The 17190-nt window shown below is 67.3% G+C and carries 15 protein-coding genes and 1 tRNA gene; 6 read left to right on the plus strand and 10 right to left on the minus strand.

The window, feature by feature from the left end:
* Position 1 precedes the first annotated feature (1 nt).
* The 7 genes from IFT67_RS11545 to IFT67_RS11575 form a co-directional block, all read right to left on the minus strand.
* On the minus strand, positions 2-187 hold the full coding sequence (locus tag IFT67_RS11545) for a Trm112 family protein (RefSeq protein WP_192238416.1): 186 nt from the start codon (positions 185-187) through the stop codon (positions 2-4).
* 2 nt (positions 188-189) lie between these two features.
* A complete protein-coding gene (locus IFT67_RS11550; RefSeq protein WP_192238417.1) occupies positions 190-339 on the minus strand; it encodes a hypothetical protein in 150 nt (49 codons plus the stop codon).
* A 35-nt stretch (positions 340-374) separates the two neighbouring features.
* A complete protein-coding gene (locus tag IFT67_RS11555; RefSeq protein ID WP_192238418.1) occupies positions 375-1016 on the minus strand; it encodes an LON peptidase substrate-binding domain-containing protein in 642 nt (213 codons plus the stop codon).
* On the minus strand, positions 1013-1909 hold the full coding sequence (locus tag IFT67_RS11560; protein WP_192238680.1) for a tetratricopeptide repeat protein: 897 nt from the start codon (positions 1907-1909) through the stop codon (positions 1013-1015). The genes IFT67_RS11555 and IFT67_RS11560 overlap by 4 nt, the downstream gene beginning before the upstream one ends.
* Before the next feature lie 314 nt (positions 1910-2223).
* The gene (locus tag IFT67_RS11565; protein WP_192238419.1) at positions 2224-5748 is read right to left on the minus strand and encodes an error-prone DNA polymerase; all 3525 of its coding nucleotides are present in this window, start codon (positions 5746-5748) and stop codon (positions 2224-2226) included.
* Positions 5749-5755: 7 nt separating this feature from the next.
* Positions 5756-7225: a Y-family DNA polymerase gene (locus IFT67_RS11570; protein WP_197983059.1), complete on the minus strand. Its 1470-nt coding sequence runs from the start codon at positions 7223-7225 to the stop codon at positions 5756-5758.
* Positions 7194-7976 carry a hypothetical protein gene (locus IFT67_RS11575; RefSeq protein WP_192238420.1) on the minus strand — a complete coding sequence of 261 codons (783 nt, stop codon included), beginning with the start codon at positions 7974-7976 and terminating at the stop codon, positions 7194-7196. Before IFT67_RS11575 ends, IFT67_RS11570 begins: the two co-directional genes overlap by 32 nt.
* Before the next feature lie 165 nt (positions 7977-8141).
* Between IFT67_RS11575 and IFT67_RS11580 the strand changes: the two genes are divergently transcribed.
* A tRNA-Gly gene (locus tag IFT67_RS11580) sits at positions 8142-8216 on the plus strand.
* Between the two features lie 125 nt (positions 8217-8341).
* On the opposite strand, the gene IFT67_RS11585 is transcribed toward IFT67_RS11580, so the two are convergent.
* Positions 8342-9736: a sensor histidine kinase gene (locus IFT67_RS11585; protein ID WP_192238421.1), complete on the minus strand. Its 1395-nt coding sequence runs from the start codon at positions 9734-9736 to the stop codon at positions 8342-8344.
* On the minus strand, positions 9726-10391 hold the full coding sequence (locus tag IFT67_RS11590; RefSeq protein ID WP_200912584.1) for a response regulator transcription factor: 666 nt from the start codon (positions 10389-10391) through the stop codon (positions 9726-9728). Before IFT67_RS11590 ends, IFT67_RS11585 begins: the two co-directional genes overlap by 11 nt.
* A gap of 109 nt (positions 10392-10500) precedes the next feature.
* Here IFT67_RS11590 and IFT67_RS11595 point away from each other — a divergent pair, with 109 nt between their 5' ends.
* From IFT67_RS11595 to IFT67_RS11615, 5 genes are all read left to right on the plus strand, one after another.
* Positions 10501-11583: an ABC transporter substrate-binding protein gene (locus IFT67_RS11595; RefSeq protein WP_192238422.1), complete on the plus strand. Its 1083-nt coding sequence runs from the start codon at positions 10501-10503 to the stop codon at positions 11581-11583.
* Positions 11580-13073, plus strand: coding sequence for an OprO/OprP family phosphate-selective porin (locus tag IFT67_RS11600; protein ID WP_192238423.1), 1494 nt, complete (start codon positions 11580-11582; stop codon positions 13071-13073). The genes IFT67_RS11595 and IFT67_RS11600 overlap by 4 nt, the downstream gene beginning before the upstream one ends.
* A gap of 229 nt (positions 13074-13302) precedes the next feature.
* Entirely contained in the window at positions 13303-14604 is a 1302-nt protein-coding gene (locus IFT67_RS11605; RefSeq protein ID WP_056064457.1) for a CitMHS family transporter, read from the plus strand.
* A gap of 40 nt (positions 14605-14644) precedes the next feature.
* Positions 14645-15304 (plus strand): alpha/beta fold hydrolase, encoded by a 660-nt coding sequence (locus IFT67_RS11610; RefSeq protein ID WP_192238424.1) that lies wholly within the window; start codon positions 14645-14647, stop codon positions 15302-15304.
* Positions 15305-15355: 51 nt separating this feature from the next.
* Positions 15356-15970 carry a DUF2238 domain-containing protein gene (locus IFT67_RS11615; RefSeq protein WP_192238425.1) on the plus strand — a complete coding sequence of 205 codons (615 nt, stop codon included), beginning with the start codon at positions 15356-15358 and terminating at the stop codon, positions 15968-15970.
* On the opposite strand, the gene IFT67_RS11620 is transcribed toward IFT67_RS11615, so the two are convergent.
* Positions 15960-17174 carry a UbiH/UbiF/VisC/COQ6 family ubiquinone biosynthesis hydroxylase gene (locus tag IFT67_RS11620; protein WP_192238426.1) on the minus strand — a complete coding sequence of 405 codons (1215 nt, stop codon included), beginning with the start codon at positions 17172-17174 and terminating at the stop codon, positions 15960-15962. The two genes, IFT67_RS11615 and IFT67_RS11620, sit on opposite strands and share 11 nt — an antisense overlap.
* Positions 17175-17190: the final 16 nt, after the last annotated feature.

The following is a 17190-nucleotide window of genomic DNA, read 5'->3' on the forward strand; positions in this document are numbered from 1 at the left end:
ATCAGGCGGCGGTCTCGTCGAGCCGGCGCGCTTCCTCGACCAGCATCACCGGCACGCCATCGCGGATCTGGTAAGCGAGCCCGGCAGCGTCCGAGATCAGTTCCTGCGCGGCCTCGTCATAGCGAAGCGGCGTGCGCGTCATCGGGCAGACGAGACGTTCGAGCAGCCAGGGATCCAGCGGTTTCATCGTCAAAATCCTTCGCCCCGGGAAGGCGACGCCGCGGCGGCCTGGGCAATGCGACTGGACTCGCTGCCGATCCGCCGCTGCGTCGCGACGTGTTCGATCGCGGTGATCTTCTTCGGATCGAAGAGGTTGGCGAAGAACATGCCGATCATCATCACGGCGCCATGCGCGCGACCCTTGCTGGGCGACTTCACTGCAACGTCACCGATTCGTCACCGTCGTGGCGGCCGAAGAACTGCATCAGTTGGATGATCAGCTCGGCGCGCTGCTCGATATCCGGCGCCTCGAGCAGCGCCTGCTTGGCGGCCGCATCGAACGGTGCGATCTGGGCGATACCGTTGACCAGGCTCTCGTCGTCGAGCCGACCGACCGCATCCCAATCCACGGCATAGCCCTGCATGTCGGCGAAACGACGCGACTCCAGTTCCAGCGACGAGCGCCGGCCGAGCGACAGCGCGTCGTCCTCGATCAACGGCAGCAATTCCGCCTCGACCTGGCGGAACGCGGTCGTCACGTCCAACTCGCGAACGATCCGGAACAGCGCGATGCCCTCCAGCACGACGTTGTAACGGCCATCGTCGAGCGCCTCGACCTCGGCGATCTTGCCGACGCAGCCGACGTCGTACAGCGCATCCGCGTCGTCATGCGGTCCGCCCCGCGGCTGGATCATCCCGATCCGCCGGTCGCGCGCCATCGCATCGCTGATCATCGCCCGATAGCGCGGCTCGAACATGTGCAGCGGCAGGTGCATGCCGGGGAACAGCAGCGCCCCCGGCAGCGGGAAGATCGACAGTCGCGTGGTGGCGCGCGGGGGGGCGGACTCGGTGGTCATCCGAACAGGATCGCAGACAGGCGGCGTCGCTGTCCAGACACCCACGGGTCTTCGAGCCCGACGACCTCGAACAATTTCAGCAACTGCGTCCGCGCCGCGCCCTCGTTCCAGTCGCGCTCGGTGGCGATGATGCCGAGGAACGTGTCGGCCGCCGCATCACGATCGTTCGCCGCCATCTGGCCATTGGCGAGCGCGAACCGGGCCTGCAGGTCGTCGGGGTTCGCCTCGACCGCGGCCAGCAGCGGCGACAGATCCGCGACCGGCGGGGCCGATTGTGCGAGCGCAAGCGCCGCCTGTGCGCGCGTAATCGCCGGGTCCTTGGCGATCGCCGGATCGAGGTTCGCCAACCAGTCCGAGGCCTCGTCAAGCTGCCCGGTCGCGACCAGCGCGCGGACGAAACCGGCATGGACCTGCGGATGCTCGGGCGCGATCTCGGCGATCTCGCGGAAGATGCCCAGTGCGCGCTCGCCGTCATTGGCCGCGAGCGCCTCTTCACCGATCGCGATCAACGGCTCGACGTCGGGCACCGCGTCGGTTGCGCCGGCTTCGATCGGCAGCTGCTTGAGCAACTGGTCGAGGATCACCCGCAGCTGCGATTCGGTGCGCGCGCTGGTCATGTCGGCGACCAGCTGGCCCTGGAACATCGCATAGACGGTGGGGATCGACTTGATCTGGAATTGCGCGGCGATGAACTGGTTCTTGTCGGTATCGACCTTCGCCAGCACGACGCCCTTGTCGGCATAATCGGCGGCGACCTTCTCCAGCGTCGGCGTCAGCGCCTTGCACGGCCCGCACCATTCCGCCCAGAAATCGATGATCACGAGGCTGGTCATCGACGGTTCGACGACATCGCGACGGAACGCCTCGACGGCGTCCTTCTCCGCGGGGGACATTCCAAGCGTGGCCAAGTTCAACTCCCGTGTAATTCTCGCGTGCTATCTGGGGCGCCCCCGCGGCGAATGCCACCTCTAGAGGCCACCTGTAGAGCATCGCGGTCGAAATTCCACGTGGCGGCGGCGCCGTTGAAGCGGCCCGTCGATCCTTGGTCCGTCACCCCAGACCCGTCACCCCAGCGAAAGCTGGGGTATCCCCGTGAGGCGGTGGTCGCGTGCCACGTGAGATACCCCAGCTTTCGCTGGGGTGACGGCCGTAGGATTCGAGACGGGCCTTGGGCTCGACGAGATCGGGATCCGAGACGGGATTGGAATCAATGGAAGTCGCGCGATTTGGGCAGGACGCGGACGTCCCGGGGATGCTGGGCACGCGGATGCTGGGCACGCGGTGTCCGTCCGTCAGGGCCGCGTGGGAGGACGGGGCGGATCACCTCGTCCACGCGCGCGAGCGGCGGCTCCAGCGCTTGATCTTCCGACAACAGCCGCAACATCTCGGTGCGATCCTGCACCCGCGACGTCATCAGGTGCGTCACGCCTTCCTCGCTGCGCTGGATCACGCCCTCCAGCACCATCAGCCGCGATGCCATCACCGCGCGGCGGTTCGCCTCGAAGTCGCGCGCCCACATCAGCCCGTTGGTGATCCCGGTCTCGTCCTCGATCGTCACGAAGATCGCATTGCCCTTGCCGGGGCGCTGGCGGACCAGGACGACGCCCGCCACCTTCGCACGCCGCCCGTCCTTGGTCGCGTTGGCCTGTGCGCTCGACAGGATACCTTCAGCAGCAAAGCGTTCGCGGAGGAACTGCATCGCATGTGCCTTCAACGACAGCCGAGTCGTCTGGTAATCCGCCGCCACCTGTTCGGACAGCGGCATCGCTGGCAGGTGCGCGTCGGGCTCTGCGCCAAGCTCGGGCACCTCTGCCGCCGCGAACAGCGCAAGCTGCTTGGGCGGGGTCCGGCGCACATCCCACAAAGCCTCGCGCCGTTCCTTCGCCACCGACCGGAACGCATCCGCATCGGCAAGCAGGTTCATCGCCCGCTGCGGCAAATTGGCGCGCCGCGCGAGGTCCTCGATGCTAGCGAACGGTGTGGTCCGAACGCGAACGATCTCGTCGGCCCAATCCTTCCGAAACCCATCCACCTGCCGAAACCCGAGCCGCACATCCTCCCCGGAACGGGGAGGGGGACCATCCGCAGGATGGTGGAGGGGGGCCGCCGCGGACGTCCCGCTTGGAAGACTAGCATCCCCAAACGCCGCGCTCGTAACAGGCCCAGCCGCCAGCGATACGTCCGCTGAAGCCCCCCTCCACCCCGCTTCGCGCGGTCCCCCTCCCCGTGCCGGGGAGGATAAGCTGTTATCCCACCCACTCGCATTCACGTCGACCGGCAGCACGGTAACCCCGTGCTCCACGGCATCCCGCACCAGTTGCGCCGGCGCATAAAACCCCATCGGCTGCGAATTGAGTAGCGCGCAACAGAACACCGCCGGGTGAAAACATTTGATCCACGACGACACATACACCAGCCGCGCAAACGACAGCGCGTGGCTCTCGGGAAACCCGTAGGACCCAAACCCCTCGATCTGCTTGAAACACCGCTCTGCGAACTCTGCCTCATACCCACGAGCAACCATGCCGCCTATCAGCTTGGCCTGGAAATTGTTCATCCCTCCGACCTTGCGAAACGTCGCCATCGATTTCCGAAGTTCGTTCGCCTCGTCGGGTGTGAACTTTGCCGCGACGATCGCCAGCTTCATCGCCTGTTCCTGGAACAACGGCACGCCGTATGTCTCGCCAAGCAGCACTTCGAGTTCGTCGCTTCGGCCATGCTCTGGCGATGGCGAGGGATAGACCACCACCTCCTTCTTCGCCCGCCGCCGCAAATACGGATGCACCATGTCGCCTTCGATCGGCCCGGGCCGAACGATCGCCACCTGAACCACCAGATCGTACAGTTTCCGGGGTCTCAGACGGGGCAGCATGTTGATCTGCGCCCGACTCTCGACTTGGAAGACGCCGATGCTGTCACCCTTGCACAGCATATTATAGACGTCCGGATTCTCGTCGTTGGCGATCGTCTTCAGTTCATGATCGCCGAGCCCGTGCTGTCGCATCAGATCGAAGCTCTTGCGGATGCACGTCAGCATCCCGAGCGCGAGAATGTCGACCTTCATCAGGCCGAGGCAATCGATATCGTCCTTGTCCCATTCGATGAACGTGCGATCCTCCATCGCGCCATTATGAATCGGCACGATCTCGTCGAGGCGTCCCTGGGTCAGCACGAACCCACCGACATGCTGCGACAAGTGGCGCGGGAATTCGAGCAGCCGTTCGACCATGTCCCGCAACCGGGCGATTTCCGGATTGGCGACATCGAACCCCGTTTCGGCAAAGCGACGTTCCGGGAAACGGTTCGAAAAGCTGCCCCAAACCGTGCTGGTCAGGCGTTGCGTGACGTCTTCGGTAAAGCCGAGCGCCTTGCCGACCTCGCGCACGGTGCTGCGCGATCGGAAGTGGATGACGGTCGCGGCGATCGCCGCGCGCTCCCGACCGTAGCGCCCGTAGATATACTGCATCACCTCTTCGCGCCGCTCATGCTCGAAATCGACGTCGATATCGGGCGGCTCGCTACGTTCGGCCGAGACGAAGCGCGAGAACAGCAGGTCATGCTTCATCGGATCCACCGACGTGACGCCGAGCACGTAGCAAACCACCGAGTTGGCGGCCGATCCACGTCCCTGGCACAGGATCGGCGGATCGGCGCTGCGTGCGAACCGGACGATGTCGTGGACCGTCAGGAAGTAATAGGCGTATTCCTGTTGCCGAATCAGCGCGAACTCGTCGCGCAGCGATGCCAGCAGCTTGTCCGGCACATAGCCGTCATATTGGTCGATCGCCGATTGCCAGGCGAGGTGCTCCAGCCATCCCTGAGGGTCCCAGCCTGCGGGGACGGGCTCATGCGGATATTCGTATTTAAGTTCGTCGAGCGTGAAGTCGATCCGCGCGAGCAGCTTTGCCGTCTCGGCGATGGCGTGCGGCCGGTCGCGGTAAAGGTGTGCGATCTCGTCCGCATCCTTCAAATGGCGTTCGCCATTGGCACCGAGCCGTTTGCCGGCACGCTGGATCGTCGTGCCCTCACGGATGCAGGTGACGATGTCGTGAAGCGAGCGATCGTCGGCGACCGCATAACGCACGTCGTTGGTCGCCAGGATCGGCACGCGCGCCTTGACGGCGATCCGGGCCAGCCGGGTCTGGCGTCGCCGATCGCGACCGCCATGCGGCATCGTAACCCCAAGCCACACCGATCGCCGCGCAAGCGGACGGAGCGCGACAAGCGTAGCCTCGAGACTGGCATCGTTGCGGACGGGAAGCACGAAATCCTTGTGCGCGACCACCGGCCGGGCGGTGCACTCGGGCATGACGATCAACAGGATTTCGCCGAGATGCGCGACCAGATCGTCGAAGCCGAGGATGCAGCCGCCTTTCTCTGCCCGCCGGTTGCCCAGCGTCAGCAACCGCGTCAGCCGTCCCCATCCGGCCCGGGTTGCGGGATAGGCGATGATGTCCGGCGTACCGTCGGCGAATACGAGACGCGCGCCGACCACCAGCTTGAAATCGAACGGCGGCAGCTTCGCACCGAGCTGGCCTCGTTTGGCGCGTTCCAAGGCATCATAGGCGCGGACCACGCCGGCAACCGTATTGCGATCGGCGATGCCGATACCGGCCAGCTTCAATTCGATCGCGCGGCCGACGATGTCGCTGGGGTGGCTCGCGCCATCGAGGAACGAGTAGTTGGTCGCAGCGACCAGTTCCGCGAACGCTGGCGCGGCCCGCCCGTTCATCCGATCCTCACGCGAAGACGCCGTGGAGGTACCAGCGGGGTGCCTCCATCTCGGAATACAGGCCGTGGCGGAAGATCCAGAAGCGGCGGCCGCGGCGGTCTTCGATGCGGTAGTAATCGCGCGTCGGTATGTCCTGGCGTCGCCACCATTCGCCGGCGATCCGTTCCGGGCCTTCGCTGTGCGCCACGTCGTGGACGGTACGGCGCCAGCGGAACCGGTGCGGCGGGCCGTCGGGGACCTCCGCCATCATCGATTCGATCGGTTGTGGCGGGTCGAACAGGTAGATCGGCCGTAGCGGCGGTTCGTCGGTTTCGGGCGCGATCCACGGCGTTGGCGCGGGCGCTTCGGCGGCAGGGAGCATCAGTTCGGCCTGTTCGGGAATATGATTGTCGCGTGCGGAGAACCGGCGGACGCGCGTCCGACCCAGTCGCGTACCGAGCTGGTCGACGAGCTGCGCGACCTCGCCCTTCTGCGCCTCGCCGCCCTCCAGCTTCAACTGCGACGCGTCGAGCTTCTCGGCCAATGCCACGTCGAGCCGGACCAGATCATAGCCGAATCCCGGATCGAGCGGATCGGCGAGGCTGTCGATCCGCTCGCGGAACAATCGCATCAATAACGCTACGTCGCGTGTCGGCTGACCGGTCTCTATTCGCAGGCGCTGGACGAGGCCGTCGGCGCGGAACAGGCGCGCTTCCCAGCGGCGGCCGCCCTCGTGACGATCGGCAAGCTGAGCCGCGGCTTCGGTGGCGAGTTCGGCCAGCATCTCGAGTGCGTATTCGGTGCGTGCGATGGGTTCGGCAAAGCGGCGTTCGACGCCGATCTTCGGCACCGTCCGGCGCGCGACGATCGGCCCCTTCACCGAGCCGTCGAGCCGGCGGATCATCATTGCCGCCTCCTCGCCGAACCGTGCGGCGATCGTCGCCAAGGGCCGCGCCATCACGTCGCCGACCGTCTTCAGCCCTGCGCGCGACAACGCGGTCGTCGCATCCTCGTCCAGACCGAGCGCCGCCACCGGCAATCGCTTGACCGCGCGCTTTTCATCCGGCGCCGGCGCTCCGGCAAACCGCGCCAGCGCGCGCGCCGTGTCGGGCGTGTCGCCGAACGCATGCCGCACCAGCACACCCCGCCGCGCAAGCCGCTCCTCGAGATCGGCAGCCAGCCGCCGTTCGCCCTCGAACTCGTGCACGCACCCGGCGATGTCGAGGATCAGGCCATCGGGCTCGTCGAGCGCGACCGACGGCGTATAGCGCTGGCACCCGTCCGCGAGCCGCTCGAGCCATTCGTGATCGGCATGCGCGTCATGCTCGTACACCTCCAGCTCCGGTACACGCGCCCGTGCGTCGGCGAGCGTCAGCCCTGGTTGGAGTCCGGCCCGCACCGCCTCGCGATCGAGCGACTTCAGACGGACCCCACCCGAGACCGATTCGACGAATGCGATCGGCGTCTCAGCCCGTCCGACGAACAGATGCGGCCGCATCGTCCGCAGCCGCTCGATCGGCAGCCACGGGAATACCAGCGCCAGGTAGCGCCGCGGAATCACCAGAGGCGAAGGCGTTTTGGTCGAAGATGTGCGCGTCACGGTCCCACTCCACACGCCAGCGAAGCCCGGCCTGGCCTCCGCGTCGGCGTAGCAATTCGATGTCGAAGGCAGGTTTGCCAGGTGCGTCGGCTTCCAGCAGCCGGGAGCGGGATGCCGCCACCCGCCAGCGCGACGCGGCCGCACTCGGTACCGGTTCGGCACCGATGCGCAGGCTGAGGATCGTCACGCCCGAGGCTTCGGCCGCCAGCATCAGCCGCCGCGTCGCGGTGAGGTCGAGTCCGGGCGCCCTGCCCCAGGATTCCATCACCAACGTGCCGAGCCCATGACACCGCGCAGCATCGGCAGCGGCGCGTAGCAAGCTCGCCTCGTCCTCGACCAGTCCCAGCACCAGCGACGTCACGTCGAGCCCCATCTCGACTAGCCCGGTCGCATGTAACCTGCCCCCCTGCCGCTCGCTGGCCTCGGTCCGCAGCCACATCACCGGCGCTGCCTTTGCCGCCAATATCGAGGCGACCGCGAACCCCGCGGCACTCGCCGAATCATCGATCGTCGCAAAAACCTCGTGCAACTGCGCCTTCGCCATGCCCTGCGTCAGCCACGCATCGTCGGCGCGATCGTCGCCCTGGGTCGGCATCCCCACCGTGGCGATCCGCTTCAGGCGGGCTATCAAGGCAAGCGACTCGTTCACAATTGTTCTTGTAATGTTCTAGTGCCGGAGTCGCCAAGCGGAATCGTGTCTGCAGCAAATTTCACACGAAAGTTGAAAAGGCGCTTGCCGTCCCGGAAACACCGGGCTAACAGCGCGCCTCACCCAGTCACCGTGTCGCTTCAGACCGGAGACATAGGCGCCAGAGCGGGCGTAGCTCAGGGGTAGAGCACAACCTTGCCAAGGTTGGGGTCGAGGGTTCGAATCCCTTCGCCCGCTCCAGTTTTCCCAATCGTTGGGATACTGACACACCGTCGAAACGACGGTCCAGCGTCATCGTGATTAATCACCGATCGCCTGAAAATCCTTCTTGCCAGCGCCTTCGCCCTATCCGCATGACGCGATCGTCATCGCTTGGTGCGCGCGAATCTCAAGATTATCGTGGTGCCGGTGTCCGCATCGCCGAATGCGACGTCCGCGTTGAGGCGGGTCGCCGCCGAGCGTACGATCGCCAAGCCGAGACCGCTCCCCTCCGGGCTGCCGGCAGCATCCAGCCGGACGAACCGATCGAATGCGGCGTCGCGGTGCTCGGGCGCGATGCCCGGACCATCGTCGACGACCGCGATCGACGTTTCCGACGGCGTCGTCTGGAGCCTGACCGAGACGGTGCCGCCGCGCCGGTTGTAGCGGATGCCGTTGTCGATCAGATTGGACACGATCTCGAAGATCAGCGTGCGGTGCCCGGGGACGACGTGGCTGACCTCGGGGTCGCCTTCTATGGTCAGGTCGATGCCCGCTTCGATCGCGCTTTTGATCTGGCGCGTGATGACTGCGGCCGCCACTTCGCGCAGGTCGACCGCCTCGAGCGGGGCGGACACGCCCGCCTCCTCGGCGCGCGCCAACGCCAGCAACTGCGTCACCAGGCGTTCGAGACGCACCACCGCGTCGGCGATCTCGTCGAGCGCGACGCTGCGTTCGGGGCCCGAGCCGCGGCGGGCAAGTGCGACCTGGACCTTCAGCACCGACAGGGGCGTACGCATCTGGTGCGAGGCGTCGGCGGTGAAGCGGCGGACGCCGACGGTCGCGGTGTCGAGCTGCGCCAGCAGGCGGTCGAACGCGCCGGCGAGCGGGCGGAGTTCGCTGGGGAGCGGGCCGGTGTCGAGCGGGGAGAAATCGGGACGCGCGCGTTCATCGCGTGCCTCCACCGCGTCGCGGAGGCGGGCGAGCGGACGGAGCGACCATCCTAATGCAGGACGAAGAAGCAGCGCGGCAGCGCCGACGAGGACGCATTCGCCGATCAGCAGCGCGAGCATCAGCCGGCGGGTGAGCGCACCGCGGTTGTCGAGCGTTTCGGCGATCTGGACGATCACGGGCTTGTCGATCCGGGGAAGCGAGCGGCGGACTTCGGCGATGCGGATCTGCTGGCCGCGGTAGCGCGCGAAGCGGTAGCGCGGCACGTCGATCGAGAGCGTCGCGGGATCGGGCGCTGGCAGATCCGCGTAGCCGGTGAGCAGGTCCGGGCCGACGGCGACGCGGTAATAGACGTTGTCGCGTTCGGTATTCTCCAGCATCCCGAACGCAGCGGACGGCAGGTCGAGCGTCACCTCGCCGCGTTCTACCTGCACCGTCTCGGCGATCGCGCCGAGCGCACCGCCGAGCACGCGATCGTTGGTGCGCCGAACGACGTCCGCGATCAGCGTCGCACCGACCACGCCGATCAGGATCGCCGCCGCCAGCAACGGCCCGAGCACCGCGACCAGCAGGCGCGTGCGTAGCGCGGGAGTCCGCGTCTCAGCCGGCATCGAGCATATAGCCGACCCCGCGGACGGTGCGGATGCCGGGGCCGTCGGGCGCGAGCTTGGTCCGCAGCCGCGTGACGTGAACCTCGATAGCGTTGTCGCCGACCGGCTCGTCGAACCCGAACACCTCGCCGATCAGCAGCGCGCGGGGGACGACCCGACCGGCTCGGGTGGCGAGCGCCTCCAGCACCGCGCGCTCCCGTCGACGCAGGTCGAGCGCACGGCCTGCGATGTCCGCGTCGCCGGTCGAGCGGTTGATCGTCAGCGTACCGACGCTCAGCACCGGCAGCGGATCGCCGCCGCGCCGCCGGCCGAGCGCCCGGACCCGCGCCTCCAGTTCCTCGGGCTCGAACGGTTTGCGCAGGTAATCGTCGGCGCCGAGGTCGAGCCCGCGCACCCGGTCGTCGAGCGCATCGCGTGCGGTCAACATCAGCACCGGCACCCGCTCGCCGCGACGGCGCAGCGTTTCGAGCACCGAGAAGCCGTCGATCCCGGGCAGTCCGACATCGAGGATCACCAGCGCATAGGGCTCGCCGGCGACCACCGACAGCGCCTCCTCACCGGTCGCGACGTGATCCACCGCGTTGCCGCCGGCGCGCAACAATGCCGCGATACTGCGCGCGAGGGCCGCGTCGTCCTCGATCAGCAGGATGCGCACAACGGCTCGTCCTGCGCCCGATCGGCGTGAAAGGTTGGTGACAGGTTCGCTTCGTACTCCACCGTTGCAGTCTATCCGAACACAGAGACGGAAGGCGAGGAGAGAGACGATGGCACGCATTTTAGTGAAGATCGCGATACTGACCGGGCTGTCGGCGCTTGCCGCGACGGCCGCGGCGCAGCGCCCTGCCAACTACCCGCGCTCCTACGACCAGCTGATCTCCGATGCGCGCGCCGAGCGGCAGGTGCGGATCTACGGCAATGCCGATCGCGCAGAACTGCTGCCGGTCGTCGCCGCGTTCCGGAAACGCTATCCGGGCATCACCGTGCTGTATGCGGACATCGGCTCGACCGAGATGTATCGCCGCTTCGTCACCGAGACGCGCGCGAAAAAGATGTCCGCCGATCTCGTCTGGTCGTCGGCGATGGACCTGCAGGTTAAGCTGATCAACGACGGCTTCGCGCAAGGCTATGCGAGCCCCGAAAAGCCCGCGCTGCCGCCCGTGTCGGTGTGGAAGAACATGGGCTTCGGCGTCACCGCGGAGCCAATCGGGATCGTCTACAACAAGCGCCTCGTGCCGCCCGCGCAAGTGCCGCGCACGCACGCCGCGCTGGAGACATGGCTGCGGAAGAATGCGCGCGCCCTGACAGGCCGGGTGACCACGTTCGATCCGGCGCGCTCGAATGTCGGCTATCTGTATCTCTCGGAGGATCTCGCGATCACGCGCGACACGCGGTCGTTGCTCGAGGCGATCGCCGCGACCAGGCCCGTGCTGTCGCGCACCAGCGAGCCGATGCTGCGCGGCGTCGCCGAGGGGCGGCAGGCGATCGCGTACAACGTGATCGGCTCCTACGCGGTGGAACGGGCGCGGACCGATCCCCGCATCGGCGTCGCGTTCCTCCAGGACTATACGATCGTCACGTCGCGGATCGCGTTCATCGCCCGCGAGGCCGCGCACCCCGCGGCGGCGAAGCTGTTCCTAGATTTCCTGCTGTCGCGCGAAGGGCAGTCGCTACTCGCGAAACGCAGCCTGTGGCCGGTCCGCACCGACGTTTCCGCGCGCCGTCTTCCCTCGAGCCAGGCGCGACCGATCCGCGTGGGGCCACAACTTCTCGTCAACCTCGACCGCGTCAAGCGCCAGCGTTTCCTGCGCGACTGGACCGCGATTCTCGCCACCGGAGCCCAACAATGACTCTCTTCCGTACCGGGTGCGCCGCACTCGCGCTGATCGCCGCGACGCCGGCGCTGGCCCAGGTCCCGACATCGCCTCCGACCGACGCTGACCTCGCGGCGCTGGTCCGTGCGCAGGCCGCCGAGATCGCCGCGCTGAAGTCGCGGCTCGACCGGCTGGAGAATAACGCCGCCGTCGCGCAGGCGTCCGCGCCCGCAGCGCCGTCGCAGCCGGCACCGCAGGCCGTCGCGCAGAACAACGAGCCGCGCCGCACGCTGCCGTTCGCGCCGCAGCTAGCACCGCCAGGTCCAGCCGACCGCAGCGTCGCGCAGGCGGTCGCCGCCCGCGACAATCCGTCGGGCGTGACCACCGAATGGGGCGCCGGCCTGCCCGTCTTCCACTCCGCGGACGGCGTCTACACGTTCAAGCCGCGCGGTCGCATCCTGACCGACGTCAGCTCGAGCTTCGGCTCGAAGTACGACGGCCGCAACATCACCACGACGGGCATGCGCGCACTCCGCCTCGGCCTCGAAGGCGGCGTCGGCACGCACTTCTTCTACCAGTTCGAGAGCGACTTTTCGGAGAACGAGGTCGACGTCGTCACCGCGTTCGTCGGCTGGCGCAACAAGATCAAGCCGGGCCTCGACTACGACGTCCGAGCCGGTCACCTGTTCAACGATCGCGGCTTCGAAGGCTCGACCGGCTCGGACTCGACCCCGTTCCTGGAGCGCACCACGGTCTCGACCGCGATCATCCCCCAGCGCGGTTTCTACGGCATCGGCGTGATGCCGCGCATCTTCTGGAAGACCGGCCATGCCTCGGTAACGATCACTGGCGACCGGATCGATGGCACGCAGACCGTCGGCGACAGCCGTACGGTGCTCGGCCGCGCGCACTGGAACCCGATCAAGTCCGATACCGGCGTGCTGCACATCGGCGCGTGGGGCTTCGACGAGTCGCTGTCGTCGGTCGCGGGCACGCTGACTCGCAACACGGTGATCGGCGGCCGCTTCAACGGCGCGCTACGCGTGTCGACCGGGCCGCTGATCGGCGGCACCGGCACGACCGGCTACGGCGTCGAGCTCGGCGGCTATCGCGGGCCATTGTGGGTGATGGGCGAAGCGGGCCGCCGCAACGCGCGGCTCGACGGCGGGCGTCCCGATTTCGTCAGCAAGGCGTGGAGCGTCTCGGGCGGTCTGTTCCTGACCGGCGACCTGCCGCCGTACAACCCGCGGCTCGGCAGTTTCGGCCAGCCCAAGGTGCTGAAGCCGACCTTCGACGGCGGCGTCGGCGCGATCGAGCTGACCGCACGCTACGAAAGCCTCGATTTCGACAATCTGCTGACCGGCGGCGACGGCTGGGCGGCGACCGTCGGCGTCAACTGGTACCTGAACTCCTTCACCCGCTTCCAGGTGAACGCGATCCAGTGGAACACCGACAACCGCGCCGGCGACTATGTCGGCAACGACAGCGGCCAGACCCTCAGCGCCCGCGTCGGCGTCACCTTCTGATGTTGGCCGGCATGCGATCTGCCACGACGGCCCGGCCCCACCCCTCCGTCATCCTGACGAAAGTCAGGATCCAGAGCCACGAGGGACCACGCTCCGTAACCCTGGATCCTGACTTTCGTCAGGATGACGGGGTGCTTGCGGCCGCCCGTGTAGCGGCCCCCGCAAAGGTAACGGCGGCGACGTCTGCCACCCCCACCCCCCTATTCACGCCCTTTCCTAGGACGATGCGATGAACCTTGCCCTGCTCGGCTTCCTGATGGTCGCCACGTTCATGACCTTGATCATGACCAAGAAGATGACGCCGCTGGTCGCGCTCATCGTGATCCCGTCGATCTTCGGCGTGTTCGCGGGTGAGGCCGCGGGTCTTGGCCCGATGATGATCGACGGCATCAAGAACCTCGCGCCAACCGGCGTCATGCTGCTGTTCGCGATCCTGTTCTTCTCGACGATGACCGACACAGGCCTGTTCGATCCGCTGGTCGGGCGGCTGATCCGGATGGTCCACGGCGATCCGATGCGGATCCTGATCGGGACGGTCGTGCTCTGCGCGCTCGTCAGCCTCGATGGCGACGGGTCGACCACCTACATCATCACGATCGCCGCGCTGCTGCCGCTCTACAAGCGCTTCAACATGAACCGGCTGTACCTCGTCTGCCTGTTGATGACGACGAGCGGGATCATGAACCTGACGCCGTGGGGCGGGCCGACCGCGCGCGCCGCAAGTGCGCTTAAGCTGGATCCGGCGACGCTGTTCCTGCCGCTGATCCCCGGCATGATCGCCGGCCTCGCCTTCCTGATCGGTCTGGCCGTGTATTTCGGCCGCAAGGAGCGCGTCCGGATGGGTGAAGCGGGCATCACCGCGGACACCGAGTTCACCGGCATGGCTGTCTCGCAATACCCTGAAGCCCGGCGGCCGAAGCTGATCTGGTTCAACGCCGCGCTCGTCATCACACTGCTGACGTTGCTGGTCTGGGGCATTCTTCCGCTATCGGTACTGATGATGCTGGCGTTCGCGATCGCGATGATCGTCAACTATCCCGGCGTCGCCGACCAGAAGGAGCGCATTTCCGCGCATGCCGGCAACGTGCTGGCGGTGGTGTCGCTGATCTTCGCGGCGGGCATCTTCACCGGGATTCTCGGCGGCACCGGCATGGTCGAGGCGATGAGCAAGGCGGTGGTCGGCGTGATCCCGCCCGCGCTCGGGCCGTACATGGCGCCGATCACCGCGGTGCTGAGCATGCCGTTCACCTTCTTCATCTCGAACGATGCGTTCTATTTCGGGATGCTGCCGATCCTGGCGGAGGCCGGCGCGCATTACGGCGTCGCACCCGAGGCGATCGCCCGCGCGTCGCTGATGGGCCAGCCGGTCCACCTGCTCAGCCCGCTGGTGCCGTCGACCTATCTGCTGGTCAGCCTGGTCGGGATCGACCTCGCCGATCACCAGCGCTTCACGCTCGTGCCCGCGATCGCCGTCTGCGTGGTGATGACGATCGTCGGCATGATCGCGCTCGCCTTCCCGTTCGTCGCCTGAGGTGAGCATCCCCGCAACCCGCCGCTACCGGAGATTTCGCATGGTCCGACCGCGTACACCGCTGATGCTGCTCCCCGCGATGGGCTGCGACGGCCAGCTCTGGGCCCGCCAGATCGTCGATCTTGCGGGTATTGCACAGGTCGAGTTCGGCGACCTCTCGCAGGACGACACGCTGTCCGAAATGGCCGCACGCGTGCTCGCCAGCGCACCGCCACGGTTCGCGGTCGCGGGCGTCAGCCTCGGCGGCTACGTCGCGATGGAGATGGTACGGCAAGCCCCCGACCGTATCGAGCGGATCGCGCTGTTCGGTACCCGCGCGTCGATGGAGGTGCGCCCGCGCACCGTCGTCGGCCAGGGCCTGCTCGCGACCGCGCCGCACGCCGACCCGCGCCTGACCGCGATCGTCGCCGGCCCCGCACAGGCGATGGCGGAACGCGTCGGCCAGACCGTCTTCGAACGCCAGCAACGCGCGCTGCTTGCACGCCCCGACATCAGCGAGGCGATCGCCGCGATCCACGTCCCGACGCTGGTGGCGGTCGGCGACCGCGACCTGATCTGCACCCCCGACGACGCACGCGCGCTGAGTGCGCGGATCGACGGCTCGCGGTTTCACATGCTGCGCTCCTGCGGTCACCTCGCACCAATGGAGCGTCCCGGCGAAGTCACCGCGCTGCTCCGTCAGTGGCTCAAGACCGGCTGATCGATTAGGAGGGCCCCTTACAAGGACCCTGCCCTTCGACGAAAGCGCATCATGACCTCGACCGACCGCCGGCTTCCCATATTGGCAATCCTGTGGTCGATCGGGCTCTTGGCATCCGGCTGGGCCCCCGCCGATCGCGCGACGTGGTGGATGGAGATCGCACCCGTCCTCATCGCCTTCCCCATATTGGTCGCTCTGCGACGCAGCTTCGCGTTCACGACGCTCGCCCTCGTGCTGATCGCGCTCCACGGCCTCGTTCTCATGCTGGGCGGCGCCTACACCTATGCGCGCGTACCGATCGGTTTCGCGGTGCAGGATTGGCTGCACCTCGCCCGCAATCCCTATGATCGGTTTGGCCATCTGATGCAGGGCTTCGTGCCCGCGATCGTGCTGCGCGAGATCCTCATCCGGACCGGCAGCATCGCGTCTCGCCGGCTGCTGACGGTCACCGTCCTCGCCTACTGCCTGTCCGTCAGCGCCTTGTATGAACTGATAGAGTTCGGCGCCGCCGTCGCGCTCGGCCAAGGCGCGGACGCGTTTCTCGGGACGCAGGGCGACCCGTGGGATACGCAGTGGGACATGCTGATGTGCCTGATCGGCGCCATACTCGCGTTGCTCCTGCTATCCCGCGTTCACGACAGGCAGATTACCGGCCTCAGATCTTGAGACCCTGCAATAGCTTCGGCAAGTCACCCGACTCACCGCGTGCTTCCGCCATGAATCGATCCTTGAGCGGCGGGATCGCGTTGACCGCGCTGATGCCAAAACGACGTACGGCGCTGGCGGTCTTGCCGGGGAGGCCGAACAGGCGGGTGAGCGTGTCGGTGGCGGCCGCGGTCATGAACGTGTCGAGTCCGCGCCAACGCTGGTAGCGCGCGAGCAGCGCCGCGTCGCCTAGGTCGAGGCCGAGCCGCTTGCCCTCGACCAGCACTTCGGCGAGCGTCGCGACGTCGCGGAAGCCTAGGTTGAGGCCCTGCCCGGCGATCGGGTGGATGCCGTGGCCGGCGTCGCCGACCAGCGCGAGCCGCGTATCGGTGATCCGCGCAGCGTGGTGGAAGCCGAGCGGATAGCTCGACCGCGGGGTGGCCATCGAGAGCTTGCCGAGGAAGCCGCCCATGCTCTTTTCCGCTTCGGCGAGGAACGCGCGGTCGCCGAGCTTGAGCATGCCGGGCGCGTTCTTCGAGTCGACCGTCCAGACGATCGCGGAGCGATGGCCATCGGCATCATCGGGCAGCGGTAGCAGCGCGAACGGGCCGCTCGCGTAGAAGATCTCGTACGCGACGTCCTCGTGCGAACGCTCGTGGTGGAACGCGGCGATGATCGCGGTGTGCTCGTACGACCAGCGGGCGATCGTGATCCCGGCGGCCTCGCGCGTCGGCGAGTTGCGGCCTTCCGCGGCGATCAACAGCGGCGCGCGAATGACGGCGCCCGAGTCCAGCGTGGCGGTGACGCCCGATTCGACGCGGTCGACCGACGTCGCCCGCGTCTGCATGCGAAGGTCGACGTGCGGCGCGGCGGTCGCGGCATCGAACAGCGTGCGGCGGAGCAGCTTGTTCTCATACATCGTGCCGAGCGCGCCGTCGTCCGCGGCGGGGACGAAATCGAGTGCGCCGGGCTCGAGGCCATCGCTCACCCGAATCTGCCGGATCGCACAGCCCTGCCCCGCCAGCGTCGCGCCGATGCCGATCGCGTCGAGCATCCGGTGGCTCGCGCTCGCCACCGCGGACGCGCGGCCGTCGAAGCCGGGGGCCAACGTCACCGCGGGGTCGGCGGGGTCGATCACGATCGTCGAAATGCCGTGCACGTCGAGCGCCACGGCGAGGGTCGCGCCGACCAGCCCGCCACCGAGGATGATTACATCTGTGTCCATGCCGCCGCTTTATCCC

This window comes from Sphingomonas sp. CFBP 13728 (genome assembly GCF_014841895.1).
Lineage (GTDB): Bacteria > Pseudomonadota > Alphaproteobacteria > Sphingomonadales > Sphingomonadaceae > Sphingomonas.

Coding starts and splice junctions, on each gene's coding strand:
- IFT67_RS11545 (WP_192238416.1), bottom strand. CDS start 187: ATGAAACCGCTGGATCCCTGGCTGCTCGAACGTCTCGTCTGCCCGATG.
- IFT67_RS11550 (WP_192238417.1), bottom strand. CDS start 339: ATGATGATCGGCATGTTCTTCGCCAACCTCTTCGATCCGAAGAAGATC.
- IFT67_RS11555 (WP_192238418.1), bottom strand. CDS start 1,016: ATGACCACCGAGTCCGCCCCCCCGCGCGCCACCACGCGACTGTCGATC.
- IFT67_RS11560 (WP_192238680.1), bottom strand. CDS start 1,909: ATGTCCCCCGCGGAGAAGGACGCCGTCGAGGCGTTCCGTCGCGATGTC.
- IFT67_RS11565 (WP_192238419.1), bottom strand. CDS start 5,748: ATGAACGGGCGGGCCGCGCCAGCGTTCGCGGAACTGGTCGCTGCGACC.
- IFT67_RS11570 (WP_197983059.1), bottom strand. CDS start 7,225: ATGCGGCCGCATCTGTTCGTCGGACGGGCTGAGACGCCGATCGCATTC.
- IFT67_RS11585 (WP_192238421.1), bottom strand. CDS start 9,736: ATGCCGGCTGAGACGCGGACTCCCGCGCTACGCACGCGCCTGCTGGTC.
- IFT67_RS11595 (WP_192238422.1), top strand. CDS start 10,501: ATGGCACGCATTTTAGTGAAGATCGCGATACTGACCGGGCTGTCGGCG.
- IFT67_RS11600 (WP_192238423.1), top strand. CDS start 11,580: ATGACTCTCTTCCGTACCGGGTGCGCCGCACTCGCGCTGATCGCCGCG.
- IFT67_RS11605 (WP_056064457.1), top strand. CDS start 13,303: ATGAACCTTGCCCTGCTCGGCTTCCTGATGGTCGCCACGTTCATGACC.
- IFT67_RS11610 (WP_192238424.1), top strand. CDS start 14,645: ATGGTCCGACCGCGTACACCGCTGATGCTGCTCCCCGCGATGGGCTGC.
- IFT67_RS11615 (WP_192238425.1), top strand. CDS start 15,356: ATGACCTCGACCGACCGCCGGCTTCCCATATTGGCAATCCTGTGGTCG.
- IFT67_RS11620 (WP_192238426.1), bottom strand. CDS start 17,174: ATGGACACAGATGTAATCATCCTCGGTGGCGGGCTGGTCGGCGCGACC.